The sequence below is a fragment of the Nocardia sp. 852002-20019_SCH5090214 genome (assembly GCF_001665865.1).
Lineage (GTDB): Bacteria > Actinomycetota > Actinomycetes > Mycobacteriales > Mycobacteriaceae > Nocardia > Nocardia nova.
The window spans coordinates 1-25,343 of sequence record NZ_LZMK01000221.1 but is presented as its reverse complement, the minus strand read 5'-3'; the positions used below and the strand labels follow the sequence as shown (position 1 = coordinate 25,343).

Sequence of the window (25,343 nt, the reverse complement as noted above, 5' to 3'; positions counted from 1 at the left end):
CGGACATTTCGTCCAGGCACCCAGCGTTTTCCGTCCGCCGCGATCTCAGCGACGGGTTTCGGGGACGGGCCGGGCCCAGTCGACCCACGGGCCCCAATCGCGCGGTGCGGCCGGTTCCCGCACCGGCCCGGGCTCCTCACGGGCCCGCAGGTATTCGCGGACGAACTTCTTTCGCTCCGGCAGCAGCCACCAGCAGTCCATGCCCGACCAGTGGCCGTCCCCGGCGTAGGTGAGGATCGTAGTCGAGGTGAATTCCGCGGCGATACTGCCCCCATCGGGACGGTCCGCGCGATGCACGCTGCGGAAGGCGACGCGGTCCCCGTCGGCGGCGTACCAGACCAGCGGTGAATAGACCGGAATCGAGCCGGCCAGACTCGACTCGACCAATTCCCGGATCGCCTCGGGGCCCACGGCGGCGCCCCGGTGCGGATCGTGGTATTTCGCATCCGCGGTGAACGAGTCGGCCCAGCTCGCCCAATCCCCGTGTATCGGGCCGGTCGAGTAGAAATGCCGGAAAGCGGTGTCGATCTCACTGCCCAGCTGTGTCATCGGTCAATTCCTCCACCAGGTCTCGGCCACATCTCGACGGCCCCAATTCGCCGGCACTGCGGTCCGACGCGGCCGCCATCCAGATGGCGCTGCAATTCAATGGCTCCGCACGCCGAAATCGATATCGGCGATACCGGAGAAGGGAACGAAACCCTCGCGGGTCACCCACGACGGTTCGGCGACGTGACCGGGTTCGGGACGCGCCCACGACACCCATGGTCCCCAGTCGCGGCGGCTCAAACGCTGCTGCGGGGTTTGCGGATACGCGTCGAGTGCGCGCTGATATCGCGCGGAGAAATCGGCCATCTCGCCAGTAACCCATATATCTTCCTCCGAACGCCACCGGCCGCCGCCGGCGTATTCGATGATCTGCAGCGACGGGAAGTCGATCGGCGCCGCACCCGGTTCCGGATTGTCGGCGCGATTGACGATCTCGTACACCACCCGGCCGCCGTCGATCAGATACCACTTCAGCGGGCTGTACACCTGCGGGGCGGCGCCCATCGTCCCCTCCAGGAACCGCACGATTTCACCGGGGCCGGTGAACCGGCCGTAGTAGTGATCGGTGTAGACGGCGTCGTCGGTGAACAGATTCGCCCACACCTGCCAGTCCTCGTAGACCAATCCGGTCATCACATAGTTGTGGAATGCAGCCTCGACCTCGCTCCGGTCGAATTCAGCCATCGTGACCCTCCTTGTTCCGGCGGATGCCATTCATCCGCGCGAGATAGCGAGCCCCATCCCGGTGATCCATTTCTCCACCGGTTCGTAGCAGACGCATTCGAACGGCTTCCCGGCACCGGCCGCGCCCGCGGCCAGCCAGGTCCGGACCTCATTGGCCCCGACACCGGCCTGTTCGGTGGCGACAGCGGCGAGCTCGGCCAGCCGGGTGACGTCCCAGGTGGTCAGCGCGTCGAGGAAGGCGCGGTCCCACTCGGGCCGGATCTTCTTCTCGGCGGCGGCGTAGCCCGCGGCGATGATGCGCGCCCGTTCCTCGTCGCTCATATCGTGGGTATCGACCTCCAGGCTCGGCGGGGAGTGCGAGAGCCCGCCGGTGCCGATCACCAGCACCCGCTCGTCGAGACCGTCGAGGAAATTCCCGACGGCGGCGCCGAATTCGAGTACGCGCCTCGGCGCCGGCAGCGGTGCCGTGGCGCAGTTGATCGGCACCGGAATCACCGGATAGGCGGCCAGGCCCTCGGTGAGATCGCGCAGCGGCTGTGCGAACGCGTGATCCAATTCGATATCGCGGCATACCGTGATATCGAATCCGGCGTCGAGCAGATGGTCCGCGAGCCCCCGCGCCGGCTCGGGCGGCACCCGCAATGCTCCTGCGGGCTGACCCGCCTCGGCCATGATCGAGGCACTGAGCGCGACCGCGAACGACGGCACCGCCTTGCGGAAGGCGCGACGATGGTCACCGCCGAAGAGCACCACCACATCCGGTGCGAATTCCTCGACAAGGGCGCGTACCCGCACCAGACCATCCCGGAACTCTTTGCCGTAGACATGTTCCACATCGCGCATCATTCCCGGACTGTGGCTCGCGCAGACGATCAGCCGATCCGGCCCCGACATATGCACTCCTTACTCTGTTCGTCGCACGTGCGTACGGCGGTGACCGCCCGCGTGCGACGTTGGTTCTAGCGTCGAGTCGCCATTCCCGCATCGACATTGAGGGTGCTTCCGGTGAACGAGCGCCCCGACTCCGTGATGAGGAAAACAATGGCCTCACTGACATCGCGCGGCTCGATCATCGGCAGGTCCGGTAACAGGGTCTGCATGGCATTGGCCAGGTTCGGATAGGCGCCGAGCACATTGAACAGTTCCGGGTTCTGCGTCACCATCGGTGTCGCGCAATTGGTCGGCGCGACACCGTTCACCCGAATGTGGTACTGGGCAAGGTAATTCGCGTACTGGCGCACCATTCCGGTCAGCGCGAGTTTCGCCATACCGTAGGCGTCGTCACCGCCCGTTCCGTTGCCGAGTCCCAACATGGCCGCCATCGAACTCGTCACGACGATATTGCCGTCCCGGTGCCCCTGCTCGCCCCGCTCGATCAGATGGGGCAAGGCGACACGAACCGTATTCCAGGGCCCGATCAGCAGCAGATCGATACCGGCGCGAAACACCTCGGCGGCATCTCTCTCGCCGGTATTGCTCAGCAGCACACCGGCATTGGCCAAGACGGTGTCGATATGACCGAACCGTTCGACGCCTGCGTCGAATGCGGACTGCAACGACGCCAGATCGCGGATATCGGCCTTGCGGGCCAGCATGGACCGGCCGGTCTTCTCGACCAGTCGCACGGTCTCGTCGAGGTCCTCGGAGGTGCCGAGTTTGTACGGGACGAGGTCGATGTCGGCGCAGATATCGATGCCGACGATGTCGGCGCCTTCCTCCGCGCACCGAATCGCATGCGACCGGCCCTGGCCGCGCGCGGCTCCGGTGACGAAGACGACCCTGTCTTCCAGCTTGCCCACTGTCTTGCCCATTTCTCTTGTCGCAGTAGTGATTCGGTCCCCGAAGGCGGCCAGATCAGATGACGGCCCCCGACTCCTTCAGGGCGATGATGCGGTCCCAGTCCAGCCCCAGTTCCTGCAGCACGTCGTCGGTGTGCTCCCCGTGGCCGGGCGCCGGGCGCAATGCCGCGGGTGTCTCGTCGAACTGGACGGGATTGGCCGCCAGCGCGAAGGTGTTTCCGTTGGCGTCGGTCACCTTCGGCAGATAGCCGTTGGCCGTCACCTGCGGATCATCGTGCAGTTCGAGGGCGGATTCGAAGGCATCCCACACCCCGTCGAAATCCTCCAACTGCTTGCGCCAATACTCGAGCGGCTGAGCTTCGAAGGTCCGGCGCAGTTCCGCGGTGCATTCCCGGCGGTTGGCGAAACGAACACGAGCGTCGGAGAATCGGTCGTCGGAGACGAGATCGGACCGGCCGATGCGCGCACACAGGTCGGGCCAGAATCGGTCCGACTGCAGCAGCACCAGTGCCAGGAACCGATTGTCCTGGGTGCGATAGATACTGGTCACCGGGTTCGGCATTTCATCGAGGTCGTATTTCGGGATGTTCGAGCCGATCACCTTGGACCCCACCACATCCGGACCCAGCTGCCACAGTGCGGTTCCCAGTAGTGATACGTCCACAACCGAGGCCTGCCCGGTGCGCTCGCGCCGGTACAGGGCGGCCGCGACACCGCCCGCGATGGCGAAACCTCCGAAGACATCGCCGAAGGCCGGCCGCTGGATCGGCGGATAGCTGCCGTCACCCGCGGCCAGCGCGTCACCGATGCCACCGCGCGCCCAGTAGGCCGCGAGGTCGAATCCGCCGCGATCGGCCTGCGGTCCCTTCGGCCCGTAACCGTGCCCGCGCGCGTAGATGATCTTCGGATTGCGCGCCCGGATCGCGTCGAGGTCGACGCCGAGGCGCTGCTGGGACCCGGGCAACAGATTCGTCGCGAAGACATCGGCCTGTTCGACGAGTTTGTACAGGATTTCCAGTCCTTGCGGGTTGGCGACGTCGAGTCCGACGCTGCGCTTCCCCCGGTTGGGCTGCTCGATGAAATGGTTGACCCCGGTCGACCCGGCCACCACCCCGGAATTGACCAGTCCGCGCTGCGGGTCCCCGGTCTCCGGGTGTTCGATCTTGATGACGTCGGCGCCCCAGTCGGCCAGCACGGCGCCCGCGGACGGCACAAATGTCCACGCCGCGAGTTCGACGACTTTCACACCTTCGAGAATCGGCTCCATCGATCGGAGTCCTTTCTTCCTGCTCGTTCCGGAACACCCCGCGAGGGATCAGCGGAATCCGACAACCTTTGTCTGGAGGTACTGTTCGAAACCTTCGCGACCGTTCTGGCGGCCCAGACCGCTCTGCTTGTAGCCGCCGTACGGTGAATCAGCGCCGTAGAACATTCCGCCGTTGACCATCAGCGTGCCGGTGCGGATGCCACGAGCGATCGCGTCGGCACGTTCGGGGTCGCCACCCCACACCGAGCCGGACAGCCCATACGGGCTGTCGTTGGCGATGCGGATCGCATCGCGGTCGTCCTCGAACGGGATCACCGCGAGGACCGGGCCGAAGATTTCCTCCCGCGCGATGGTCATCGTGTTGTCGACGTCGGCGAACACCGTGGGCTGCACGTAGTAGCCCTGCGAAAGATGCTCGGGGCGACCGCCCCCGACGGTGATCCTGGCGCCTTCCGACTCGCCCTTGCGGATGTAGTCGAGCACACGGTCGCGCTGGCGCGCGTTGACCAGCGGGCCGGAGAAATTGGCCGGATCGGTGGGATCGCCGTACGCGATACCACCGAATGTCGCGGTCGCGATCTCGACCGCTTCGGCGTAGCGGCTGCGCGGCACCAGCAACCGGGACGGTAGCGCACATCCCTGACCGGCGTGCATGCAGGCGATCATCGACTGCGGAATGACGGCACCGAAATCCGCGTCGTCGAGTACCACCATCGCGTTCTTGCCGCCGAGCTCGAGGAAGGTCCGTTTCAACGTCGCCGCCGACAACTCGACGATGCGTTTGCCGACGCCGGTCGAGCCGGTGAACGACACCATATCCACGCGCGGATCCACCAGTAGCTGCTCGGCGACACCGTTGTCGGAGGTCGTCACCACGTTGAACACACCCGCCGGGATGTCGGTCCGCTCCGCGACGAGCCGGCCGATGCGGGCCGCGCCCCACGGGGTGTCCGGGGCAGGCTTGAGAACGACGGTATTGCCGGTGGCCAGGGCCGGTCCGATCTTGTTGAGCGCCACTTCGATCGGAAAGTTCCACGGCACGATGGCCGCGACGACGCCGATCGGCTCCTTCACCACGCGACGATGACTGACCGCGCCGAACAGCTCGGTGTCGGGAAGCGTTCGCTCCCACTCGAAATCATCGATGAGTTCAGCTGGATAGGCGATCGCGTCGGCCAGCGGCCAATCGAGCTGGGCCATATAGGTGATCGACACCGGCGATCCGGCTTCGGCGACGAGCTCGGTACGGAAGGCTTCCTTCTCGTCCTGCAGAGCCTCGTGCAGCTGACGCAGGCAGTGTTTGCGAAATTCGCGATCGGTGGCCCAGACACCGTCGTCGAATGCCGTCCGCGCCGCGGCGATCGCACGATCGACATCCGCCGCGCCGGCGTCGGCGGTATCACCGATGACCTGCTCGGTCGCCGGATCGATGTTGTCATAGCGCGCGCCCGAGGCGGCATCGGTCAGGACGCCGGCGATCAGCATCCGCGCTTCTCCGCGGGTGATGTGCGATGTCGTGGGGGCTGTCATGATCTCCGAGGACCTCTCAATCACGCCGGCTGAGCAGCATGGCCCCGGCGACAGGGCCGCCGCCGACCGCCACCGCCACGAGCTCCGGAGTCTTGGGCGCCTGCCGATCGCCACCCTCACCCCACAGCTGGACGCAGGCTTCGTGCAGGAATCCCATGCCGTGCAGGCGGCCACCGGACAGCTGGCCGCCGCTGGTGTTGAGCGGCAGCTCCCCATCGAGAGCGATGCGATGCCCGCCCTCGACGAATTCACCGACGCGGCCGCGCTCGCAGAATCCCAGCGCCTCGAGCCACTGCACCGTCAGGAAGCTGAAGCCGTCGTAGAGCTGGGCCATATCGACATCGGCCGGGCGCAGGGTGGTGCGCTCCCACAGCGTCGTCGCGGCATCGTGCGCCGCCATCGTCGTGATGTCGGCGCGCTGGTCCCAGGTCGCGCGTTCGAACATGCCGGTGCCGACGGATTCGACTGTCAGCGGCGGCTTCGGCAGACCGGCGGCGGCCTCGCGCCGGGAGATGATCACCGCGCTGGCCCCGTCGCAGGGCACATCGCAGTCGTAGAGGCAGAACGGATCGGAAATCATCCGCGCCTCGAGGTAATCCTCGAGCGACATGGGGGTGCGATAGACGGCGTCGGGATTGAGTCCGGCGTTGGTCCGGGCGTTCACCGCGATGGCGCCGAGCTGTTCGCGGGTGAGACCGAAGTCGTGCATATAGCGTTGGGCGGCCATAGCCAGCCAGTTCGCCGCCGACACCGCGCCGAAGGGGCCGAAGTATTCCAGGTGATCGGGCAGCCGGCCGCTCCCGAACAGTACCGATGCGCGCCCGGCGGTCTGCGCGGTCGACTCCCATACCGATCGATACACCAGCACGTGGTCGGCCAGCCCGGTGGCTACCGCCATACAGGCATCGATCGCCGGGCCGATCTGCCCCGCGGTCTCCATACTGCTGGTGAACCACCGGCTGCGCAGTCCGAGTGCGTTGCGCAGCTCGTGCACAGTGGCCCCGGAGAAACCGGGATCGGGGACGCCCGGACCGGGATAGCTGGCCACCCCGTCGATATCGTCAGGCTCGAGGCCCGCATCGGCGATGGCCCGCAGGGCGGCCTCGACGGTCAATTCCAGACCGCTGCGGCCCAGACGCCGCCCGACCTGAGACTTGCCGGCGCCGGTCACTACGGCCTTGCGTCCGAACAGACCGCTCGGCTCACTCATCGCTCACTCCTGCCGCGGGACGGAACAGCGGAAGCCAGATGTCGTCCCACTGCTCGAAGAACACCTCGACCTCGAGGCCGACCGACACGGTCTCCGGCACCACCCCGACCACATTGCTCACCACTCGGACATCGGGCTCTTCGGCCAGTTCGATCATCGCCACGACATAGGGCGGCGGAAATCCCGGAATCCAAGGCTGGCGATTGACGGTGAACGCGGCCACCCGGCCGCGGCCGGAAACCGGTTCTGGGACCACATCGGTGCTCCGGCAGCGGAAACACGCCGCCGATCCGGGATGAAACCACCGCTGGCAACTGCGACACCGGTAGATCAGCAACCTCCCGTCGCGGCCGCCGGTCCAGAATGGTTCCGATACCGCCGTCGGCGCCGGCAGCAGCCGCACCTCCGGCCGCACGTATTCGACCGCGACCGCACCACCGTGCGACACACCCTCGGCCTGTTCCAACAAATCCAGTCACATCCCGTGTCCATGCGGCACGTCGTCACGATCGGCCGCAACCACTTGATCCTCTTCACTGTAGAACTGATCTGACAGTAGCGTCAATATTGCGCAGTGACTTTACGACGGTAAAGCGCGATGATTTTCCGGCGCCGTAGGGAGTAGTCTGACACTGCGTCACTAATCCGCCACGCCAAAGACAGGCCGGCCGGCCCGGCGGGGCCTGCGCGAGCAGACGCACCGGAACAACCCCATGGCACGTGTCGGCGGTGCAGCCTTGGCGACATGATAGGAGCGCAGCGCCCGGCGTCGGATCCAAATAGGAATAATCGTAATAACACCACAATTATTTAGCTGTATCAGTCCCGAGGTTGCCGTGCGGCACCTCGACCGGACCGTCCAGCTCGCCCCAGCAACCCCCGCGTACGCCGTAAGGGATCACGCTGCGGCCGGTAGCGTTCTCGATCTCGGCGGCGCCGGCCGGCGCGAGTCGACAGAGGAGCCGCTCTCGCGCGGCTGCGTGAGTAGGCCGGCGCGCCCTCGGTTCACGGCCGCACCGCTCGGCATCCGCGCCGATCCGCATCGGCACATCGCACCCCAATGTAGTATAAATAGTTAGTTAAATATGCTACTTCGAGCGCCCTTAGCGCCGACGACCGAACAGGGGTTGTGGCAATGAGTTGGATCAGTTCACTAGGCACTTACCTGCCGCCATGGGGAACTGCGCAGCGGCGCACCGCCGGGGACGACGAGGATGCGGTCACGATGGCGGTCGAAGCCGGGTGCGCCGCCCGGCGAGGCGGCGGACAGATCGCCCGGGTCACCCTGGTCACCAGGGACTTTCCGCTCTTGGAGGGCGGTAGCGGAGCAGTCTTGCTGGCAGGACTCGGACTCGATCCCGACATCGAGGTCACCGAGCGCATCGGCGGCGCCCCCGCGGCGCTGGACGCGATCGCCACCGCGCGCCCGCGCACCCTGGTCATTGCCGTCGATCTGGAACCGGCCGGCGCCGCCGCGGCGGTCATCGGCGAGACCGGTCTCACCGTCCGTCCGGTGGCCCGGCTGGCCCGCAGCCTTCCGGTCCGGACCCGTGACGCCGCGGGCGCGACCCGTGACTACGGGGATCCGCGCCTGCTGCGCGAACGCGGAATCCTGCGATCGGTGCGGACCGCCTGGCCAGGTGAGGTGAGCGCGGTTGCTGGAGTGGATCACAAGACGGCCACCGCGCTGTCGAGTGCCACTGCGCCGCAGCTGCCGACGACAGGCGCGTCCGCGGCCGTGTTCGCCCTGGCTCGGATGGCCGAAACCGGCACCGAGGGTGTACTTCTCGGTGTCGAACAGGCGACGGTGAGCGGTCTCGGCGTGGATGGCGGTACCGCATCGGTGGTGCGCAACGAACTCCAGGCGCGCCCCGTTCCGCACCTCGTCCGGGCGCCGGGCCTCGACATCCCCATCTCGCTGGCCGCCTACGAGCGCGCCTTCGATGCCAAGCTGCGCTGGCAGGCCTCGCGCAACCCCGCCACCGGCGCGCTGGATTTCCCGCCGCGGCTGTCGATCGACACCGAGGGCCGCCTCGTCGAGCCGGCCGAGCTGGTGGAGTTGCCGCGCACCGGAGCCGTCTACACGCAAGTCACGGTGCACGTGCCCGTCCCCGGCCTGCCCAGCCCGTATTCACTGGTCATCGTCGAACTGGACGGAGTCGCGGTGCGCGCACTGGCGAAAACCACTGCCGCCGAATCCGGTTCGGTCGGCATCGGTGACCGCGGCCGCATGGTCCTGCGCCGGGTCGCGGTGCGTTCGGGCGTTCCCGACTACGGGTACGCCTTCATCCCCGACACCGCGCAACACACACAGAAGGAGATCGCATGAGAAGGGTCGCGATCGTCGGGGCGGGAATGACACCGTTCGGCGAACATTTCGGGCTGGGCATCAAAGATCTGCTGCCGATGGCCTTCGCGGAGTGTATCGCGAACGTGGACAAGGGCATCGCTCCCGCCGAGATCCAGGCGGCCTGGTTCGGCGAGTTGTCCACCACCGACGGCTTCCCGTCCGGGATCCTCGCCGACAGCTGCGGCCTGCTCGACATCCCGATAACTCGAGTCGAAAACGCCTGCGCCACAGGCAATGACGCGGTGCGCAACGCGCTGTTCGGGATCGCGTCGGGCGCCTTCGACACCGCCCTGGTGATGGGCGCCGACAAGGTCCGGGAGTCCGCGAGCAAGGACACCTTCTGGGAATGGGCCGGGATGACCCGCGATATGGCCTGGGACTATCCGCTCGGACTGATCGCCCCGGCGAATTTCGCGCTGCACGTGAGCCGCTATCTGCACGAATCCCCCGCCACCCGCGAACATATGGCGATGGTGGCGGTGAAGAATCACCGCCACGCGGTGCCGAACCCGAAAGCCCAACTGCGGCAAGAGATCACCATCGAGCAGGTACTCAACGCGCCGATGGTGGTGGAGCCGTTCGGCCTCTACGACTGCACACCGCAGAGCGACGGCGCCGCGGCGCTGGTGCTGGCCGCCGAGGATGTGGTGGACCGCTATACCGATCGACCGGTGTGGATCCGGGGCGTGGGCCTGGGCGTCGATCGGGTGATGCATCAGCACAAAGCCGATATGACCACCTTCCCCGCCACCGTGCGCGCGGCGAAGGCCGCCTACGCCATGGCGGGCCTGACGCCCGGCGACATCGATGTGGCCGAGGTGCACGACTGCTTCACCGGTGTGGAACTGATCAGCTACGAGGACCTGGGATTCACCGACCGGTTCGGGGCATACAAACTCATGGAGTCCGGCGCGACGACGATCGGCGGATCACTGCCGGTCAATCCCAGCGGCGGACTGAAGGCCAAGGGGCACCCGCCGGGGGCCACGGGCGTGGCGCAGTGCTTCGAGATCTTCGAACAGCTGCGCGGTAGCGCCGCCAACCAGGTCGACGGCGCGCGGATCGGCTTGGCGCACAATATCGGCGGCCCCACCGCGGTCTCCGCGGTCACCGTCCTCGGACGAGATCGGGCCTGACCCGAGCGGGACCGGATAGCGCTGCCCGCCCCGGCCGCGTCCCCACCGGGCGCGCGGCCGGGCGGCGGCCTAAGGCAGCACGTCGAGGACCGACTCCTCCGGGTCCTCGATCATGAAGTTCTTGACCTGAGCCAGATGTTTACGCCAGAAGGTTTCGGCCTTGACGGCGTCCTTGTCCCGGATCAACTGCACGAGTTTGACGTGTGCCCGGTGCGCTGCCGCGGCCTTGGATTCGGCGCCGGTGTCACCGCGGTGCTCACGCAGGAAGTTCTCGACGTGGCTTTCGATGATCGTCGAGACGATGTCGAGCAGCACGATCATCGTCTGATTTCCCGCCAACTGCATCAGTGTGCGGTGGAACTCCAGGTCGTATCCCTTACCGAAGGCCGGCGGGTCACTCAGCAGCGCTTCGCCTTTGGCAAGCATGTCATCGAGGGCCCGCAGGTCGGCCGCGGTCCGCTTACGCGCCAACGTGGCCACCGCTGCCACCTCGAGATTGGCTCGGGCCTCGTGCACGTCGGCGAGGGTTGCCTTGCGGTACTGCAGCAGGGTGCCGGCGTAGCGAGCGGCCGCGGATACGTCGGGCATCATCACCCGGCCGCCACCGCGCGCACCGCGCCGCACCTGAATCACCTGTTCGGACTCCAGGATTCGGAATGCCTCGCGCAGGGTGGGACGCGACACGCCGAATCGCTCCATGAGTTCGGTCTCCGACGGCAGCGCATCGCCCTCACGCAGTTCACCGGTGACGATCTGACGGCGCAATTGGGCGGCCACCATTTCACCGGCCTTCGGCACGCGGACGACCGACGTCGACAGTGGCATCGCAGACATGAATTTCCTCCGGTATGGGTCAGCTGATACCACTATTATCACCTATCCACCTGTATCCGGCGCCAACCGACCGTGATCCGGCCCAGGGGTCGAACCACCGATCAACGGGTATTACCGCACCTCGGCACCGGCGCAGATCCCACCCTCGACCGGCCGAGCCGATGACGGAAGCTCCCGGGCGCCACAGTTGACAAAACTGTCCGGATTCCCGCCGGCCCCGGGCGCGCACCGCCGGATCCCGCACCGGAATCTCCTAGACTGGCCCCATCATGAACGATTCATCGGCGCCCGCACTCGACGACGACAGCAGCCGGACCGACGACGGCACCGGCGACCCCCGGCTGGGCGCACGCGCGGCGCGCACGCGCAACGCCATCCTGGAGGCGTCCAAACAGCTGTTTCTGGAACGCGGCTATTCGGGCACCCGGATCAACAACATCACCGATGCTTGCGGGATCTCGCGGGCCGGTTTCTACACCTACTTCCGCGATAAGCGCGAAATCTTCAACACCCTGGGCGAGGAGACCTATCACGAGTTGCTCGACGTGGTCGCACGCTGGGACACCATTGCCCAGCCGTGCACTCGCGAGGACGTCGAGACCTGGGTGCGCGGCTATTTCGCCTTCATGGACAAGCACGGGGCCTTCATACTCTCGGCCCAACCGGGCCCTTCCGACGAAGATGTCAAGATTGCCAGCACCCGGATGCAGATGCGGGTGGTGTGGTTGCTCGGGATGAATCTGCGCAACCGCCAGCGCCACCCGGCCGCCGCACCGGAGGCGCTGGGACTGTGCGTCCAGGCCATGCTGGACCGATCCTGGTATCTGAGCCACACCCAGCAACAGCTGCCGGTGGATCCCGACGACATCGTCCGCACCGCAACCGATTTCCTGATGGCGATCCTGACCGCCTGAGCCCCGTCCGGTTACGCGCGCAGAGCCGACGCGGCCCAGGCGGTGGTCAGGTCGTCGACGGTGACGATATCGGCCAGCATAGCCATCGTATTGCGCAGCACCTGCTCGGCGTACTCGGCCGGGGTGCCCATCACCGCGTCGCGCGCGACCACCACCCGGAATCCCTCCTCGCTCGCATCGGCCGCGGTCAACGGCAGGGCCACATTCAGCGAGACCCCCGCCAGCACCACAGTGTGAATTCCCATGCTGCGCAGTACCGGAAGAAGTTCCGTCCCGTGTGTGGGCGAGAGGCCCTGATGCCGGCCGAGCACGAAGTCGGCCGGATCCAGCAGCTCCGCGACGACTTGGGTGGACGGGTCCCCCGGCCCCCACCCGCCGGCTCGGTCCAGTGCACGCCACAACGGCGCCTGCCCGGGCCCACCGGCACCGAGGAATCCTTCGAACGTCGCGTGGACCACCGGGATACCGGCGGTCCGGGCGCCGGCCAGCAGCCGCGCGATACCCGACACGACGGCCCGTACATCGGCGGCCAGCGCAGGAAGAACCGACTCGGGCCCGATCACGCCGTTCTGACATTCGACGCATACGACGGCGACTCCGGTGGGATCGGCCCCCGCCCGGGTGGCGCGGGCGCTGGATCCACTTCCGCTACTCTTACTTGACGTCATCGTCAAATACTATCGAAAGTGGGTTCTTGTTTGTGTAGCAACAGGAGATTTTCGTAGGATCCCGCCCATACCCGTCCGGAACGGGCCAGTTTGTCACTATCGTCAATTAAAGTCCGGAGCTCGCCGTCGGCAGCTGCCGGGAAAGGCGTCCCCATGAGTTACCGCTACATCCGCTACGAAACTCTCGAACAGGGCCGCATCGCACGCATCACCCTGAACCGGCCGCAGGCGCGCAACGCCCAGAACCGTGGGATGCTCGTGGAATTGGGCGAGGCCTTCGAACGCGCCGAAGCCGACGACACAGTCCGCGTGGTGGTTCTGTGCGGCGACGGTCCCGCATTCTCGGCCGGACATGATCTGGGCACCGCCGAGAGCGTCGCCGAACGCGAGCCCGGACCCGACCAGCATCCGAGTTTCCAATGCAACGGAGGCACTCTCGACGGCGCCGAATCGCGGCTGCGTCAAGAGTGGCATTACTATTTCGAGAACACCAAGCGCTGGCGACAGCTGCGCAAGATCACCATCGCCCAGGTGCACGGCAAAGTCCTTTCGGCCGGACTCATGCTGGCATGGTGCTGCGATCTCATCGTGGCCGCCGAGGGCACTGTCTTCGCCGATGTGGTCGGCACCCGGCTCGGCATGTGCGGCGTCGAATATTTCGCCCACCCGTGGGAGTTCGGCCCTCGCAAAGCCAAAGAGCTACTGCTGACCGGTGATTCGATCGACGCCGAACAGGCGTATGCGCTCGGCATGGTGAGCAAGATCTTCCCCGCCGAAAGCGTATCGGAGCGAACGGTCGAATTCGCGGCCCGCATCGGCAAGGTCCCGTCGATGGCCGCGCTGCTGATCAAGGATTCGGTCAACCAGGCACAGGACGCCCAGGGCTTCAGCACCGCGCTGGACGCCTGCTTCACGATCCATCAGCTCAACCACGCCCATTGGAGTGAGATCTCGCGCGGCGAAACCTACGTCGGCACGGTGGACTACGGACTGGAGGACTGGCGGACGGCCTCCGCGCTGCGGCCCGCGGACAAGCACACGCCGTGACGACCGCCGCCCCGTGGAGACCGAGCGCCGCCGGATTTTCCGGCGGCGCATCAGGTTTCACAGCCGCGGCGGCGATTCAGATCTTCGGCAGGGGCCTGCCTGGCGGCGGCTCCCGGAACAGCGACTCCTGAGCCAGGGTGGCCACCGTGGCGCCGTCGGCCCGGCGAACCGTTCCGGTGTAGAGCCCCCGCCCTCCGGCTACCGTCCGCGGGAGCAGGTCCACCAGCACCCACTCGTCCAATCGCGCCGGACGATGGAACCACACGGTGTGGTCGAGAGTCGAACCCGCCCACTGCGCGCCGCCGGGCACATCCACCAGACCACTTGACGTATCGGACAGATAGGTCAGGACACAGGCGTGCACGAGCGGCGAATCCGGCAGCTCGATCGCGCTGCGAGCCCAGAACCGGCTCGGCCACGGAGTGGAGCGGGTTCGCTGCGGTGGCACTCGCGCCTGCATCGACCACATGCGCTCGAATTCCCACTCGGGCAGCAACTCCGGCGCTGCGATGTCGGGCATCGGCTCGACCTCGTGGTCCGCGTCGCGCCGCGGCGTCGCGAACGACGCGGACATCGTGAAGATGACTTCGCCATCCTGCAGTGCGGTCACCCGGCGCGCCGAATACGACCGGCCGTCGCGGTCCCGGTCGACCCGGAACAGCACCGGCCGCGCCGCACTGCCACCGCGCAGGTAGTAACAGTGCAGCGAATGCGGCAATCGCCCCGGTGGTACCGCCCGCCCGGCGGCGTACAGGGCCTGCGCGGCGACCTGCCCCCCGTACAGCGAGAACGGCTCGTCGAAAAGCACGACCGAACGGTGCAGATCGCGATCGATCTGCTCCAGCTCCAGCAGATCCAGCAGCGTCGCAGACGCTATCGGTGCCGACTCCAGCGACATCTCACACCTTTCTCGGCGCACACCCGCGCGCCGGGCCGACCGGGTCGTCAACCGGCGTGTGCCATACCGCTCATCGAATACCAGTGTGGCACAATATATTTTGATTAGGCGGGGACGGGCACGCTGTCACCGGCGGGGTTGCGCACAGGAAGCCCGAGCAGACGACGTGCGTTGTCACCCATAAAGTCGCGGGTGCGCCGCTCGTCCATGCCCTCGGCGTATTTGTAGAAGCCACGCGGTTCGGTCAGGCCCTCCGGATGCGGAAAGTCGGAACCGAACAGCACCTTGTCCCAGCCTACGGTGTGCACCACATCGGCGACCTTGCCCTCCCAGAACGGGCTGACCCAGATGTTGCGGCGGAACACCTCGTGCGGATGCTCGTCGAAGGCCTGCGGCATTTTGGCGTACGTGGCCTCGAAATCGTCGAACAGCGGCTGGATCCAGGCGCTGCCGTTCTCCACACTGGCCACGCGCAACTTCGGGAACCGGGTCAGCGTGCCGTGGCAGATGAGGCTGGTCATCATGTCGGCGATTTCGCGGTGCCCCAACGCGATCCAGCGGAACGCGCTCATCTCCAGGTGGTTGTTGGTTTCCGGCGGTTCCCACTGGTTGATGTAGCCGTCCAGCGGCGGCTGACTGGCGTGGAATACCACCGGGATCCCCGCCTGCTCGACATCACTCCAGAACGGGTCGAACTCCGGCAGCGCCGGCGAGCGCCAGCCCCGCAGGCCCTTCACCGGAGCCGGCTTCATCAGCACTACCTTGGCCCCGTTCTCCACGACATAGGCCAGTTCCCGGCGGGCGTCGTCGACCATGGCGGCGCTGATCACCGGTGTCATGAACAGCCGATCCTGATGGGTGTAGCCCCAGGTGTCGAGCATCCAACGGTTCAGCGCGTGGATCACCGCGACCACCAGTTCGGGGTCCTCGGCCGCGGAGTGCTCGACCAGATTGGCCAGCGTCGGATAGATCAGCGCCTCATCGACACCCTGACGGTCGAGTTCGGCGATGCGGGGTCCAGGCTCCCGGAACGAGGGTTCGGCATCGATGCCGATCGACAGCTCGCGCAGCGATTTGCCCTCGGCGTTCTGACCCGCGAAGAACTTCTCCCACGATCCCGGCGCGGCCACCCGGTCGAATGTCGGGTTCGGGATGTATTCGGTGATCCGGCCGAGGATCGCGATCCGCGCCGCGTTCCCGACCTGCACGAATTGCACTGCGCGGCGGTACTTCTCAGGTAGATAGCGGGTCAGCGCGTCCGGCGTCTCGTACATGTGCTGATCGGCGTCGAAGATCGGCGCGTCGGTGAACTGCGTCATGGGATGTCCCCTGTCCGAAAATGCGGTTGCTGCGGCATGGCCACTGAGTCGATCTCTACGATAGGACCAACTTGACGAAAGTGTCAAACTTATAGAAGCTGTTCAGCGGCTATATATCGCACAATATTCCTAAAACTCTGATCTAATCGTCAACCCCAGTGCCGTTACGGCCTATACAGCATAATAAGTTAGCCGTATCGGATCGGTTCCGCCGACGAAGGGAAGACGATGTCCGCACAGGAGCAGCCCAAACCACCCTCGGGCGACTGGCTCGGCACTCCGTATCTTCGCTTCGAGCGCGACGGCGTATTCGCCGTCTGCACGGTGGACCGGCCGGAGGCACGCAACGCGCTGACCCCGGCGATGTACTTCGGTCTGCGGTACGTGATCAACCGGGTCGACCGCGATCCCGCCGTGGCCGGACTGCTGCTGACCGGCACGGGCGACACCTTCGTCCCGGGCGGCGACCTCGGCAAGAGCGGCACCGACGACTGGCTGGATTTCGAAACCGCGCTCGGAATGGACGTCACGCCGTTCGATACGCTGCGCCGTTCGGCCAAGCCCGTGGTGTGCGCGGTCAACGGCCTGTGCCAGGGCGGCGGCCTGATGATCGCTCTGTGCAGTGATCTGGCGGTGGTCAGCGACCGGGCGAGTTTCCGCGCCCCGGAACTGTTGCGCGGCATCGCCGATACCTACTACGCCCAGGTGCTCGCACGCGTGGTCGGCGTCGTGCGCGCCCGCGACTTGCTACTCACCGGGCGCACACTGTCCGCGCAGGAGGCACTGGACTGGGGGCTCGTTTCGCGGGTGGTGCCCCACGACGAACTTCTCGGCGCCGCAACCGAAGCCCTGGCCCAGATCTGCCGGACCGCGCCGGCCGCGCGCCGGGAGATCAAGGCCAGTCTGGACGGCTACCTCGGGCATTTCGCTCGTATCGCGATGGAGTCCAGCCTCGCCGGGCCCGAAGCACTGGAAGGCTTTCAGGCATTCAAGCAGCGCCGCTCACCGCACTGGGTGCCCGCCGAATTGCGCCGCGACGGCCGGCTGTGAGCTCTCAGCCGAGCAGATCCAGCACGCTGGTCGCCGCATCGTCACCGAGAACGTAGCCCTCGGCTTCGCCGAGGTGACGGTGCCACAGTTCCTCGGCCGCGCGCGCATCTCGCCCACGGATGAGCTCCACCAGCTTGCGATGGACCCTGCCGGTGTCGCGCCGGGCCCGCTCGGCGGAGGGACCACTGTCGGGTTGCAGTGTCACGTTGGCGGTCTCGATGATGTGATGCACCATCTCCGAGAGCAGGGTCAGGGTTTCGTTACCGGCCAGCCGGACCACCAGCTGATGGAATTCGCCGTGCAGCCGGATCGACCGCGACGGGTCGTATTCGTCGTCGTAGCGGTCGAGCGCCTCGGTCAGCGCGGCCAGATCGGCCGCGGACCGGCGCAGCGCCAACCGGCCGACGCTCGGCACCTCGAGCGCGGCACGTGCTTCGTAGACGTCTTTGACCGAGGCACCCTGATACTCGAGGATGAAACCCGCGTAGCGGGCGGCGACTTCACGCCGCGGCGGCTGCACGCGCGCCCCGCCGTTGGCGCCGCGGCGGATGACGATCAGCCGTTCGGACTCCAGCACCCGATACGCCTCGCGCAGGGTCGGACGCGACACCCCGAATCGGCTCATCAGCTCCGTTTCGGACGACAGCGCCTCACCTTCGGACAATTCGCCCCGGATGATGCGGCGGCGCAGTTCGGCAGCGACGAGTTCGGCCATCTTGGGCACCCGGACGCGCTGAGTGGTGCCGCGAGCCGGGGACCGCTGGGCACCACGCGACGCCCCGGTCGGGGAATCGACTGCCACGCTTACCTCCCACCGCCGAACGGTACCTTAAATGAATCATATAATAGAACTAATTGTGCGCACTGCGGACATGGCGGCGGTCGCTGCCGGCGCGAGCTCAACTCGCCGCGCCCACCTGCGCCGGAGCGGCCGCAAGGAGGCGGTAGAACCGGCGAGCGTTCAGCTCCACGACCCGGCCGACGTGGGCCCGCCCGGGGGCGGGCCCAGGTCACGCGCTCACCGCGGGGTGAACCGCTGCGCACCGTCGAGCCGGATGGTCTCGCCGTTGAGGTATGCGTTCTCCAGGATGTGGCGCGCGAGCGCACCGTATTCCTCCGGCTTTCCCAGCCGCCGCGGATTCGGGATGTTGGCGGCGAATTTGGCCAGCGCCTCGTCGCCGACGGACTCCATGATCGGCGTGCGCATCGTGCCCGGCGCGATAGTGACCACCCGGATGCCCAGGGACCCGAGGTCGCGGGCCGCCACGATGGTCATGCCGACCACACCGGCCTTGGCCGCCGAGTAGGCGATCTGGCCGATCTGCCCCTCGAAGGCGGCGATGCTGGCCGTGGCCACGATGGCGCCGCGCTGCCCGTCCTCGTCGGGCTCGGTCCCGGCGATGGCCGCCGCCGCGATGCGCAGCACGTTGTACGTACCGGTCAGATACAGGTCGATCGTCTTGGTGAAGCCCGTCAAGCTCGCCGGGTTGCCATCCTTGCCGACCACCTTCTCCGCGACGCCGAAACCACCGTGCGCCACCACCGCGTACCGGAAGGTGCCGAGCTTGCCGGCCTCGGCCACCGCATTGCGCACGCTGTCCTCGTCGGTCACGTCGGTGCGCACGTACTTGACCTTGGAGCCGAGGTCGGCAGCGAGTTTCTCGGCCTTCTCGTCGGCGAGGTCGGCGATGACCACCGCGGCACCGGCCGCGGCGACCTCCCGGACCACGGCCTCACCGAGTCCGCCCGCGCCACCGGTCACCAACACCACACTGTCGGCCAGATTCATATTTGCTCCTCGTCTCGATCCGATCGCCCGTCGCGACCGCGAGCACCTGACGGCACCCGGCCGCGACGCTGGGCGATATCACCCCCATAGTAGAATCAGTTATCTAAATATTCTAATTCTGCGGATAGAGCGGATTGCGCCGTAGGTAGCCGGTCCACACCCGCCACGGCGGTGGCATGCAGGCACCCCCGTTGGACACTCTCAGGCCGGCGCCGGGCCCGCATTCCAATAATCGCGGTTGGTACCGATGCGACCCCCTCGCAGCGAGCCGACCGACGCGCCCCGCAACCCGATCGGTTGCATGATCCATTCCACGACGAATGCATCCCCGCTGATATGGCTGCTCACCACGTCGTAGGAGGCCCCGGGCGCCTTCTCCAGCGCCCCGGCGACGAAAGCCCGTGCCTCGCGGGGGCCGCGGGCGACGTGGCCGCTGGGCACATCCTCGAGTACGACATCGGTATCGAGCGCTGCCATGATCGCGTCGGCGTCACCGGCATTCCATGCGGCGAAGTAGCGTTCGATCGCGGTCGTTTCGGTCATGGTTTTCTCCCGTCTCGTGGATTGTCTCGTTCGTTCCCGGTGCCCGACCGGGCCGCCGCAGCGTTTTCCAGCAGTCGCCGCAGTGCCCGGTCGAGCGCCGTTCCGTCTGCCAGGTCCGGTGCCGTGACACCTGCGGCGATCAGCGCCGGATGGGTGCCGCCGGTCTCGCGCAGGCCGCGGGTGACCAGCCATCCGGCGAACATCAGATAGGTGGCCGTGAAGAGGTCGACGGCGTCCGCCGCGCCGAACCCGGCGGTGCGCAGAATCGACAGCGCCGCACCGGTCAGGCGTTCGGCGGCCGGGGATTCCCGTGCGGCCGTGAGCACCCGAGTGCCCGTGCCCGGATAGCGCAGGAACGCGCGGTCCATGCTCGACACCAGATCGGCGTACTGATCCACCCAATGCGCCTCGGGATCGACGGCTATCTCGATGCGGGAGGCCACCGCTTCGATCACGCGAGCGTCCAGATCCTCCCCGCCGCGCAGGTGATAGTGCACCGCCGGCGGCGTGACCCCGAGCTCGTCGGCGACCGCGCGCACCGTCAGCCGATCCAGACCACACCGCTGCACGATCCGCAGTGCGGCCTCGAGAATGTCCTGCGCCGACAACGGAACGGGTTGTGTCCCACCACGCTGACGCGCCACCGACACCTCCGGGTGCTCAAGCCTCTCTCGCGTTCCGCGAATCATTATGTCACAGTAAATGAGAATCTCATTATGCACCAGTAAATGAACCGAAGGAGGATGGAATGCGTTGTGACGCAGTCATAATCGGCGGCGGTGTGGCCGGATGCGCATTGGCGGCCCGGCTGGCGGCCGCCGGGGTGGCGGTGACCGTACTCGAGCGCGAGCCGGTCTACCGAGACCAGGTTCGCGGCGAGGCCCTGGTGCCGTGGGGATTTCTCGAAGCGATCGATCTCGGCATCGCCGACGCCGTCACCGGCGCCGCCGGCGCCTCGGTGATCACCCGGATGGTGCCCTACGACGAAAGTCTCGACATCGCCCGGGCGCGGCGCGGGGCGATCGATCTCAGCGCGGTGGTACCGCAGGCGCCCGGCGTCATCGGAGTCGGCCACCCCGAGCTGCGAGAGGCCTTGGCCACCGCGGCGACCAAGGCGGGCGCCACGGTCGTGCGCGGTGTCGCACGCTGCGTCGTCGGGCACGGCGCGACACCATCGGTCGACTACGAAAGCGCGGGAACCGAACACCATCTGGACTGCCGGATCGTGGTGGGCGCCGACGGCAAGAACTCGGCCACCCGGACCGCGACCCAGATCCCGTTCACCATCACCAGCCCGCGAGTGATGCTGTCGGGCATGCTCGTCGACGACCACGGCGCATGGGATCGCGCCGAGACCACGATCGCGGTGAGCGGTCGCAACCAGTACATCGTCATCCCGCGCGCCGACGGGCGGATCCGGCTCTACGTGGGCCGCCGCACCACCGATCCGGAACGCATCACCGGGCCGGATCGGATCAGCCGATTCCTCGATGCCTACCGCACCCCGGCGCTGCCGTGCGGCGACGCCCTGGCCACGGCGCAGCCCCTGGGCCCCTGCGCCACCTTTCCGTTGACCGACGCCTGGACCGATACCCCCGTCGTCCCCGGGGTGGCGCTGATCGGCGACGCGGCGGGGTGGAGCAATCCCATCGGCGCCCAGGGACTCAGTATCGCCCTGCGCGATGCCCGGCTGCTCGCCGAAGCGCTGCTGGACAACCGGACGTGGACTCCGGCGAGCTTGCGCGGCTACAGCGAGGAGCGCAGCGTGCGCATGGCCCGGCTGCGTTTCGCCACCGCACTCACCGACATGCTCTCGGCGTTCGGGCTGCCCGACCGCACCGCCAAGCGGGCACGCATGCTGAAACTGGTGGCCGAGCGCCCGGAAACGAACGCGGCGCTCGGGGGCATCCACTCCGGCCCCTGGACGCCGCCGGCCGCAGCCTTCAGCCCCGACATCCTGACCACGCTCGCCCTGACCTGAGGTCCGCCATCAATTAGATGAATAAGTAATCTCATTACCCTATTAGCTGTTAGCATGCTCGACACCGGGGGCACAGCGGAAGGGTCGAGAATGAGAAGTCTGCGGGCAGTACGGTTCTGGCCGACGGTCATAGCGGTCATAGCGTTCGCGGGCCTGGCGGCACCGGCCACCGCCGCGCCGGCGGCCGGCCCCCGGTGCACGGAGGTCTCCATCCCGGTCACCGTCGACCGCGAGGCCCGGATCGCGGGCACCTACTGCCGGCCGGCCGATCCGTCCTCCGCACTCCAGATACTCGTGCCCGGAGCCACCTACGACCGGACCTATTGGGACTTCCCCGGATTCGACGGCCGCTACTCCTATGTGCGGCACGCCGCCCGCGCCGGATTGGCGACCCTCGCCATCGACCCGATCGGCGTCGGCAAGAGTTCCAAGCCGGTCGGGGTACAGGTCTCGGCGTTGTCGGCGGCCCAGGCCGTGCACGAGGTCATCGGCGCCGCGCGCGCCGGGGCACTGGGACGGGCGTGGAACCACGTCGTGCTGGTGGGCCACTCGTTCGGCTCACTGACCTCGATGCTCGAGGCCGGGACCTATCACGACGTGGACGGGCTCCTGGTCAGCGGCGCGTCACACGCTCCCGGGCCCGGCGGCATCGCCACCATCGTCGGCGCGGCACGTCCGGCACTCGACGATCCCGCCACCGCGGGTCGGATACCCGCCGGCGACCTGGGTTACCTGAGCGTTCCGGGCGCCCGCCAGGCCGCCTTCCACGCACCGGGGGACTCCGATCCCCAGGTGGTGGCCGCCGACGAGGCCACGCGCGCCGCCGGCACTATCGGCATTCTGGCCACCATCCCGGTATTCATCCCCGCCACTTTCGATATCGCGGTGCCGGTGCTCATCGCGAACGGGACCGCGGACAAAGTCTTCTGCGCGCAGGGAGCAGGCGGCTCGCTCACCGATTGCTCCAGCGCCGCGGCTCTGTACAGCTCCGAACGCCCGTTCTTCCCCCGCGCGGAGCTCGAAACCTACGTGCTGCCGGGATCGGGCCATTCGATGAACCTGGCGCTCAACAGCGCCGAGTTCTTCGACCGGGCCGCCGAATGGGTGCACAGCATCAGCGAATCATGAAGCCGCGCATCGTGTTCGACGGCGACGCCGGCGGATGACAACGCATCGAGCAAGAACGGGAGAGTTCGTGTATCCAGCCCACTTCGCCGCATCCACCCCGGACAAGCCGGCGGTGATCGACACCGCCACCGGCGCCGTGCAGACCTACGGCGAGCTGGTCGCCGGTGCGAACCGGCTCGCCCGGCTGCTGCGGGAGGCCGGATTGCGGCCCGGCGACCACTACGTGGTTCTCGCCGAGAACCACCTGAGATATTTCGAACTGGTCTGGGCGGGACTCAATTCCGGTCTGTACGTCACTCCGGTCAACTCCCACCTGACCGCCGCCGAGGTCGCCTATCTGATCAACGACAGCACCGCGAAGGTGGTCATCACGACCGCCGCGCTGGCCTCGGTGGCCGAACAGATCGTCGACCTCACTCCCGACGTCGTGCGGCGTTTCATGCTCGACGGCACCAGCACATCCTACGAATCGCTGGACGACGCGGCCGCGCGGTATTCCGTCGGACCGGACGATCAGGAGGTCCGCGGCACCTTCATGCTCTACAGCTCCGGCACCACCGGCCGGCCCAAGGGCATCCGCTACCCGCTGCCCGATCACCCGGCCGCCGACGGTGACGCGGAGTTACTGCCCAGCGGGCGAGCCCTGTTCGGTCTCGATGCCGACACCGTGTTCCTGTCCCCCGCTCCGCTGTACCATGCTGCGCCACTGCGTGTTTCATGTCTTGTGCACTGCAGCGGCGGTACGGTGGCAATCATGCCGAAATTCGATGCCGAGGCCGCGCTGCGCGCCATCGACGAATACTCGGTCACCTCGAGTCAGTGGGTACCGACGATGTTCGTGCGCATGCTGAAGCTGGCGCCGCGGATTCGGTCCCGCTTCGACCTGTCCAGCATGCGGGTGGCCGTGCACGCCGCGGCGCCGTGCCCGATCGAGGTCAAAAAGCAGATGATCGACTGGTGGGGGCCGATCATCACCGAGTACTACTCCGGCACCGAGAACTTCGGCACCACCGCCCTGTCCAGCGAGCAATGGCTCGACCATCCGGGCTCGGTCGGGCGGCCGGTGGGCTGCACCGTCCATATCTGCGACGACAACGGCGACGAACTGTCATACGACGACATCGGCACCGTCTATTTCGAAACCGCCGGCGCGAACTTCAGCTACCACCGCGACCCCGAGCGCACCGCGGCCGTCTCACATCCGGAGCATCCGGACTGGCATACCCTCGGCGATATCGGGCAGCTGGATGCCGACGGATATCTATATCTCACCGACCGGCGTGATTTCACGATCATCGCGGGCGGAGTCAACATCTATCCCCGCGAGATCGAGGATGTGCTGATCCTGCACCCGCAGGTGGCCGATGTGGCCGCCTTCGGAGTGCCGGACCCAGAACTCGGCGAACAGGTCAAAGCCGTTGTCCAGCCCGCCGATTGGGCCGATGCGGGACCTGAGCTGACCCAGCGGCTACTCGACCACTGCCGTGGCCGGCTGGCCTCCTACAAGTGGCCGCGATCGATCGATTTCGCCCGCGAACTTCCCCGCCAGGACAACGGAAAGCTGTACAAGAAGCTGCTGCGCGACCCGTACTGGGCCCAGGCGAGGCTGTGACCGATGCCCGCGCCGATTCCACAATTCGGGGTCTTCCTCCCGCAGTTCAACACCAGCCCGGATGCCGTGATAGCCACCGCTCGCACGGCCGAGGACGCGGGTTTCGATTCGTTCTGGCTCATGGATCATCTCTACGCCCCCGCCGCCCCGCCGGTGGATGTGCCGGACAGCTGGATTCTGCTCACCGCCATCGCCACCGCGACCGCCACAATCCGCCTGGGCCATCTGGTCGGATGTGCACCATTGCGGCATCCGGCGGTGCTGGCGAAGATGGCCGCGACCCTGGATCGCATCAGCGGCGGCCGCCTGGATCTGGGCCTGGGCTGGGGGTCGATCGAGGAGGAATTCGCCCGGTTCGGCATCGAGGCCGGTTCGCCGCGGGTGCGCTCGCAACGACTGGCCGAGACGCTCGAGATCCTGGGATTGATGTTCACCGGTGAACGTTTCGACTACGCCGGCAAGCACTTTCGGTTGCGGGACGCGTGGGGACTGCCCGTACCGGCACAGGACCGGATCCCGTTCCACATCGGTGGCGGCGGGCCGACCTTGACGATGCCACTGGTCGCCGAATACGCCGACTGGTGGAACTGTGTCGCCGGCGCCCGCGAGCGTATGGACCAACTGGCGCCGCTGCGCGGCAGCGCGCGCATCTCCGCACAATATCCGGTCGGCCTCGTCCATCCCGGCGACGACCCCGAAGCCGTGCGCGCGAAACTTCTGCGGCGCATGCCCGAATCATCTTGGGGCCCACCGGTTGTCGGCACCCCGGCCGAACTCGTCGACTACTTCGCCCGCGAGCGGGCGCGGGGCGTGGATCTGTTCATCCTGCGCTTCCACAATCACGCCCCCGCACGCACGCTCGACCTGTTCGCCACCCAGGTCGCGGCGCCGTTGCGGCGCGCGGCCGCGGATCGGTAGGTGCGCCACCGGCCGCGAGGCCCTGGTCGCCCCCACGTCAGGGGGGTGTCCCTATGGTTTTCGTCAAGTTGCTGGTTGATGTTTTGCCTGGTGACGCTTCGGTGGTCGGTAGCGTGA

Annotated in this window: 25 protein-coding genes and 1 pseudogene; 9 read left to right on the top strand and 17 right to left on the bottom strand. The window is 67.0% G+C overall.

The window, feature by feature from the left end; all coding sequences use genetic code 11:
• Positions 1 to 45 precede the first annotated feature (45 nt).
• From A5780_RS17870 to A5780_RS43140, 9 genes and pseudogenes are all read right to left on the bottom strand, one after another.
• Positions 46 to 549 (bottom strand): nuclear transport factor 2 family protein, encoded by a 504-nt coding sequence (locus A5780_RS17870; protein WP_064909014.1) that lies wholly within the window; start codon positions 547 to 549, stop codon positions 46 to 48.
• 96 nt (positions 550 to 645) lie between these two features.
• A complete protein-coding gene (locus tag A5780_RS17865) occupies positions 646 to 1,233 on the bottom strand; it encodes a nuclear transport factor 2 family protein (RefSeq protein ID WP_064909013.1) in 588 nt (195 codons plus the stop codon).
• Between the two features lie 30 nt (positions 1,234 to 1,263).
• On the bottom strand, positions 1,264 to 2,127 hold the full coding sequence (locus tag A5780_RS17860; protein WP_197521784.1) for a 3-carboxyethylcatechol 2,3-dioxygenase: 864 nt from the start codon (positions 2,125 to 2,127) through the stop codon (positions 1,264 to 1,266).
• A gap of 65 nt (positions 2,128 to 2,192) precedes the next feature.
• Positions 2,193 to 3,032, bottom strand: coding sequence for a mycofactocin-coupled SDR family oxidoreductase (locus A5780_RS17855; protein ID WP_064909058.1), 840 nt, complete (start codon positions 3,030 to 3,032; stop codon positions 2,193 to 2,195).
• Positions 3,033 to 3,087: 55 nt separating this feature from the next.
• A complete protein-coding gene (locus A5780_RS17850) occupies positions 3,088 to 4,299 on the bottom strand; it encodes a CaiB/BaiF CoA-transferase family protein (protein WP_064909012.1) in 1,212 nt (403 codons plus the stop codon).
• 48 nt (positions 4,300 to 4,347) lie between these two features.
• Complete coding sequence (locus tag A5780_RS17845; protein ID WP_064909011.1) at positions 4,348 to 5,829, bottom strand: aldehyde dehydrogenase family protein; 1,482 nt, start codon at positions 5,827 to 5,829, stop codon at positions 4,348 to 4,350.
• 16 nt (positions 5,830 to 5,845) lie between these two features.
• Positions 5,846 to 7,039 carry a thiolase family protein gene (locus tag A5780_RS17840; RefSeq protein WP_063009707.1) on the bottom strand — a complete coding sequence of 398 codons (1,194 nt, stop codon included), beginning with the start codon at positions 7,037 to 7,039 and terminating at the stop codon, positions 5,846 to 5,848.
• Positions 7,032 to 7,295, bottom strand: coding sequence for an OB-fold domain-containing protein (locus A5780_RS17835; RefSeq protein ID WP_342749323.1), 264 nt, complete (start codon positions 7,293 to 7,295; stop codon positions 7,032 to 7,034). Before A5780_RS17835 ends, A5780_RS17840 begins: the two co-directional genes overlap by 8 nt.
• A gap of 9 nt (positions 7,296 to 7,304) precedes the next feature.
• Positions 7,305 to 7,442: pseudogene (locus A5780_RS43140) on the bottom strand (zinc ribbon domain-containing protein); the annotation flags it as partial.
• A 732-nt stretch (positions 7,443 to 8,174) separates the two neighbouring features.
• On the opposite strand from A5780_RS43140, the gene A5780_RS17830 reads away from it, so the two are divergent.
• Positions 8,175 to 9,368: an OB-fold domain-containing protein gene (locus A5780_RS17830; protein WP_064909009.1), complete on the top strand. Its 1,194-nt coding sequence runs from the start codon at positions 8,175 to 8,177 to the stop codon at positions 9,366 to 9,368.
• On the top strand, positions 9,365 to 10,525 hold the full coding sequence (locus A5780_RS17825) for a thiolase (protein ID WP_064909008.1): 1,161 nt from the start codon (positions 9,365 to 9,367) through the stop codon (positions 10,523 to 10,525). Before A5780_RS17830 ends, A5780_RS17825 begins: the two co-directional genes overlap by 4 nt.
• Positions 10,526 to 10,594: 69 nt before the next feature.
• On the opposite strand, the gene A5780_RS17820 is transcribed toward A5780_RS17825, so the two are convergent.
• The gene (locus A5780_RS17820) at positions 10,595 to 11,359 is read right to left on the bottom strand and encodes a FadR/GntR family transcriptional regulator (protein WP_064909007.1); all 765 of its coding nucleotides are present in this window, start codon (positions 11,357 to 11,359) and stop codon (positions 10,595 to 10,597) included.
• 269 nt (positions 11,360 to 11,628) lie between these two features.
• Here A5780_RS17820 and A5780_RS17815 point away from each other — a divergent pair, with 269 nt between their 5' ends.
• Positions 11,629 to 12,273 carry a TetR/AcrR family transcriptional regulator gene (locus A5780_RS17815; protein WP_082976540.1) on the top strand — a complete coding sequence of 215 codons (645 nt, stop codon included), beginning with the start codon at positions 11,629 to 11,631 and terminating at the stop codon, positions 12,271 to 12,273.
• Between the two features lie 11 nt (positions 12,274 to 12,284).
• Here A5780_RS17815 and A5780_RS17810 read toward each other — a convergent pair whose 3' ends face one another.
• Positions 12,285 to 12,941: a cysteine hydrolase gene (locus A5780_RS17810; protein WP_082976539.1), complete on the bottom strand. Its 657-nt coding sequence runs from the start codon at positions 12,939 to 12,941 to the stop codon at positions 12,285 to 12,287.
• Between the two features lie 153 nt (positions 12,942 to 13,094).
• Here A5780_RS17810 and A5780_RS17805 point away from each other — a divergent pair, with 153 nt between their 5' ends.
• The gene (locus tag A5780_RS17805) at positions 13,095 to 13,988 is read left to right on the top strand and encodes an enoyl-CoA hydratase (protein ID WP_064909005.1); all 894 of its coding nucleotides are present in this window, start codon (positions 13,095 to 13,097) and stop codon (positions 13,986 to 13,988) included.
• Positions 13,989 to 14,064: 76 nt separating this feature from the next.
• On the opposite strand, the gene A5780_RS17800 is transcribed toward A5780_RS17805, so the two are convergent.
• Positions 14,065 to 14,886, bottom strand: a complete 822-nt coding sequence (locus A5780_RS17800; protein WP_064909004.1) for an acyl-CoA thioesterase II — start codon at positions 14,884 to 14,886, stop codon at positions 14,065 to 14,067.
• Positions 14,887 to 14,990: 104 nt separating this feature from the next.
• A complete protein-coding gene (locus tag A5780_RS17795; protein ID WP_064909003.1) occupies positions 14,991 to 16,205 on the bottom strand; it encodes an amidohydrolase family protein in 1,215 nt (404 codons plus the stop codon).
• A 228-nt stretch (positions 16,206 to 16,433) separates the two neighbouring features.
• Here A5780_RS17795 and A5780_RS17790 point away from each other — a divergent pair, with 228 nt between their 5' ends.
• Positions 16,434 to 17,255 carry an enoyl-CoA hydratase/isomerase family protein gene (locus tag A5780_RS17790; RefSeq protein ID WP_064909002.1) on the top strand — a complete coding sequence of 274 codons (822 nt, stop codon included), beginning with the start codon at positions 16,434 to 16,436 and terminating at the stop codon, positions 17,253 to 17,255.
• 4 nt (positions 17,256 to 17,259) lie between these two features.
• Here the strand turns inward: A5780_RS17790 and A5780_RS17785 are convergent, their stop codons facing one another.
• The 4 genes from A5780_RS17785 to A5780_RS17770 form a co-directional block, all read right to left on the bottom strand.
• Positions 17,260 to 18,057, bottom strand: coding sequence for a FadR/GntR family transcriptional regulator (locus tag A5780_RS17785; RefSeq protein ID WP_338067205.1), 798 nt, complete (start codon positions 18,055 to 18,057; stop codon positions 17,260 to 17,262).
• Between the two features lie 216 nt (positions 18,058 to 18,273).
• Positions 18,274 to 19,044, bottom strand: coding sequence for an SDR family oxidoreductase (locus A5780_RS17780; protein WP_064909001.1), 771 nt, complete (start codon positions 19,042 to 19,044; stop codon positions 18,274 to 18,276).
• Positions 19,045 to 19,245: 201 nt separating this feature from the next.
• Positions 19,246 to 19,587: a nuclear transport factor 2 family protein gene (locus tag A5780_RS17775; RefSeq protein ID WP_064909000.1), complete on the bottom strand. Its 342-nt coding sequence runs from the start codon at positions 19,585 to 19,587 to the stop codon at positions 19,246 to 19,248.
• A complete protein-coding gene (locus A5780_RS17770; protein ID WP_197521783.1) occupies positions 19,584 to 20,231 on the bottom strand; it encodes a TetR/AcrR family transcriptional regulator in 648 nt (215 codons plus the stop codon). Before A5780_RS17770 ends, A5780_RS17775 begins: the two co-directional genes overlap by 4 nt.
• 104 nt (positions 20,232 to 20,335) lie before the next feature.
• Here A5780_RS17770 and A5780_RS17765 point away from each other — a divergent pair, with 104 nt between their 5' ends.
• The 4 genes from A5780_RS17765 to A5780_RS17750 all read left to right on the top strand — a co-directional run bounded on the left by A5780_RS17765 (position 20,336) and on the right by A5780_RS17750 (position 25,226).
• Positions 20,336 to 21,568, top strand: a complete 1,233-nt coding sequence (locus tag A5780_RS17765; protein ID WP_064908998.1) for an NAD(P)/FAD-dependent oxidoreductase — start codon at positions 20,336 to 20,338, stop codon at positions 21,566 to 21,568.
• Positions 21,569 to 21,658: 90 nt separating this feature from the next.
• On the top strand, positions 21,659 to 22,696 hold the full coding sequence (locus tag A5780_RS17760; protein WP_063009733.1) for an alpha/beta hydrolase: 1,038 nt from the start codon (positions 21,659 to 21,661) through the stop codon (positions 22,694 to 22,696).
• Between the two features lie 67 nt (positions 22,697 to 22,763).
• The gene (locus A5780_RS17755) at positions 22,764 to 24,308 is read left to right on the top strand and encodes an AMP-binding protein (protein ID WP_064908997.1); all 1,545 of its coding nucleotides are present in this window, start codon (positions 22,764 to 22,766) and stop codon (positions 24,306 to 24,308) included.
• A 3-nt stretch (positions 24,309 to 24,311) separates the two neighbouring features.
• The gene (locus A5780_RS17750; protein WP_064908996.1) at positions 24,312 to 25,226 is read left to right on the top strand and encodes an LLM class flavin-dependent oxidoreductase; all 915 of its coding nucleotides are present in this window, start codon (positions 24,312 to 24,314) and stop codon (positions 25,224 to 25,226) included.
• Positions 25,227 to 25,343 lie beyond the last annotated feature (117 nt).

Coding starts and splice junctions, on each gene's coding strand:
- A5780_RS17870 (WP_064909014.1), bottom strand. CDS start 549: ATGACACAGCTGGGCAGTGAGATCGACACCGCTTTCCGGCATTTCTAC.
- A5780_RS17865 (WP_064909013.1), bottom strand. CDS start 1,233: ATGGCTGAATTCGACCGGAGCGAGGTCGAGGCTGCATTCCACAACTAT.
- A5780_RS17860 (WP_197521784.1), bottom strand. CDS start 2,127: ATGTCGGGGCCGGATCGGCTGATCGTCTGCGCGAGCCACAGTCCGGGA.
- A5780_RS17850 (WP_064909012.1), bottom strand. CDS start 4,299: ATGGAGCCGATTCTCGAAGGTGTGAAAGTCGTCGAACTCGCGGCGTGG.
- A5780_RS17845 (WP_064909011.1), bottom strand. CDS start 5,829: ATGACAGCCCCCACGACATCGCACATCACCCGCGGAGAAGCGCGGATG.
- A5780_RS17840 (WP_063009707.1), bottom strand. CDS start 7,039: ATGAGTGAGCCGAGCGGTCTGTTCGGACGCAAGGCCGTAGTGACCGGC.
- A5780_RS17830 (WP_064909009.1), top strand. CDS start 8,175: ATGAGTTGGATCAGTTCACTAGGCACTTACCTGCCGCCATGGGGAACT.
- A5780_RS17825 (WP_064909008.1), top strand. CDS start 9,365: ATGAGAAGGGTCGCGATCGTCGGGGCGGGAATGACACCGTTCGGCGAA.
- A5780_RS17820 (WP_064909007.1), bottom strand. CDS start 11,359: ATGTCTGCGATGCCACTGTCGACGTCGGTCGTCCGCGTGCCGAAGGCC.
- A5780_RS17815 (WP_082976540.1), top strand. CDS start 11,629: ATGAACGATTCATCGGCGCCCGCACTCGACGACGACAGCAGCCGGACC.
- A5780_RS17810 (WP_082976539.1), bottom strand. CDS start 12,941: ATGACGTCAAGTAAGAGTAGCGGAAGTGGATCCAGCGCCCGCGCCACC.
- A5780_RS17805 (WP_064909005.1), top strand. CDS start 13,095: ATGAGTTACCGCTACATCCGCTACGAAACTCTCGAACAGGGCCGCATC.
- A5780_RS17800 (WP_064909004.1), bottom strand. CDS start 14,886: ATGTCGCTGGAGTCGGCACCGATAGCGTCTGCGACGCTGCTGGATCTG.
- A5780_RS17795 (WP_064909003.1), bottom strand. CDS start 16,205: ATGACGCAGTTCACCGACGCGCCGATCTTCGACGCCGATCAGCACATG.
- A5780_RS17790 (WP_064909002.1), top strand. CDS start 16,434: ATGTCCGCACAGGAGCAGCCCAAACCACCCTCGGGCGACTGGCTCGGC.
- A5780_RS17780 (WP_064909001.1), bottom strand. CDS start 19,044: ATGAATCTGGCCGACAGTGTGGTGTTGGTGACCGGTGGCGCGGGCGGA.
- A5780_RS17775 (WP_064909000.1), bottom strand. CDS start 19,587: ATGACCGAAACGACCGCGATCGAACGCTACTTCGCCGCATGGAATGCC.
- A5780_RS17765 (WP_064908998.1), top strand. CDS start 20,336: ATGCGTTGTGACGCAGTCATAATCGGCGGCGGTGTGGCCGGATGCGCA.
- A5780_RS17760 (WP_063009733.1), top strand. CDS start 21,659: ATGAGAAGTCTGCGGGCAGTACGGTTCTGGCCGACGGTCATAGCGGTC.
- A5780_RS17750 (WP_064908996.1), top strand. CDS start 24,312: ATGCCCGCGCCGATTCCACAATTCGGGGTCTTCCTCCCGCAGTTCAAC.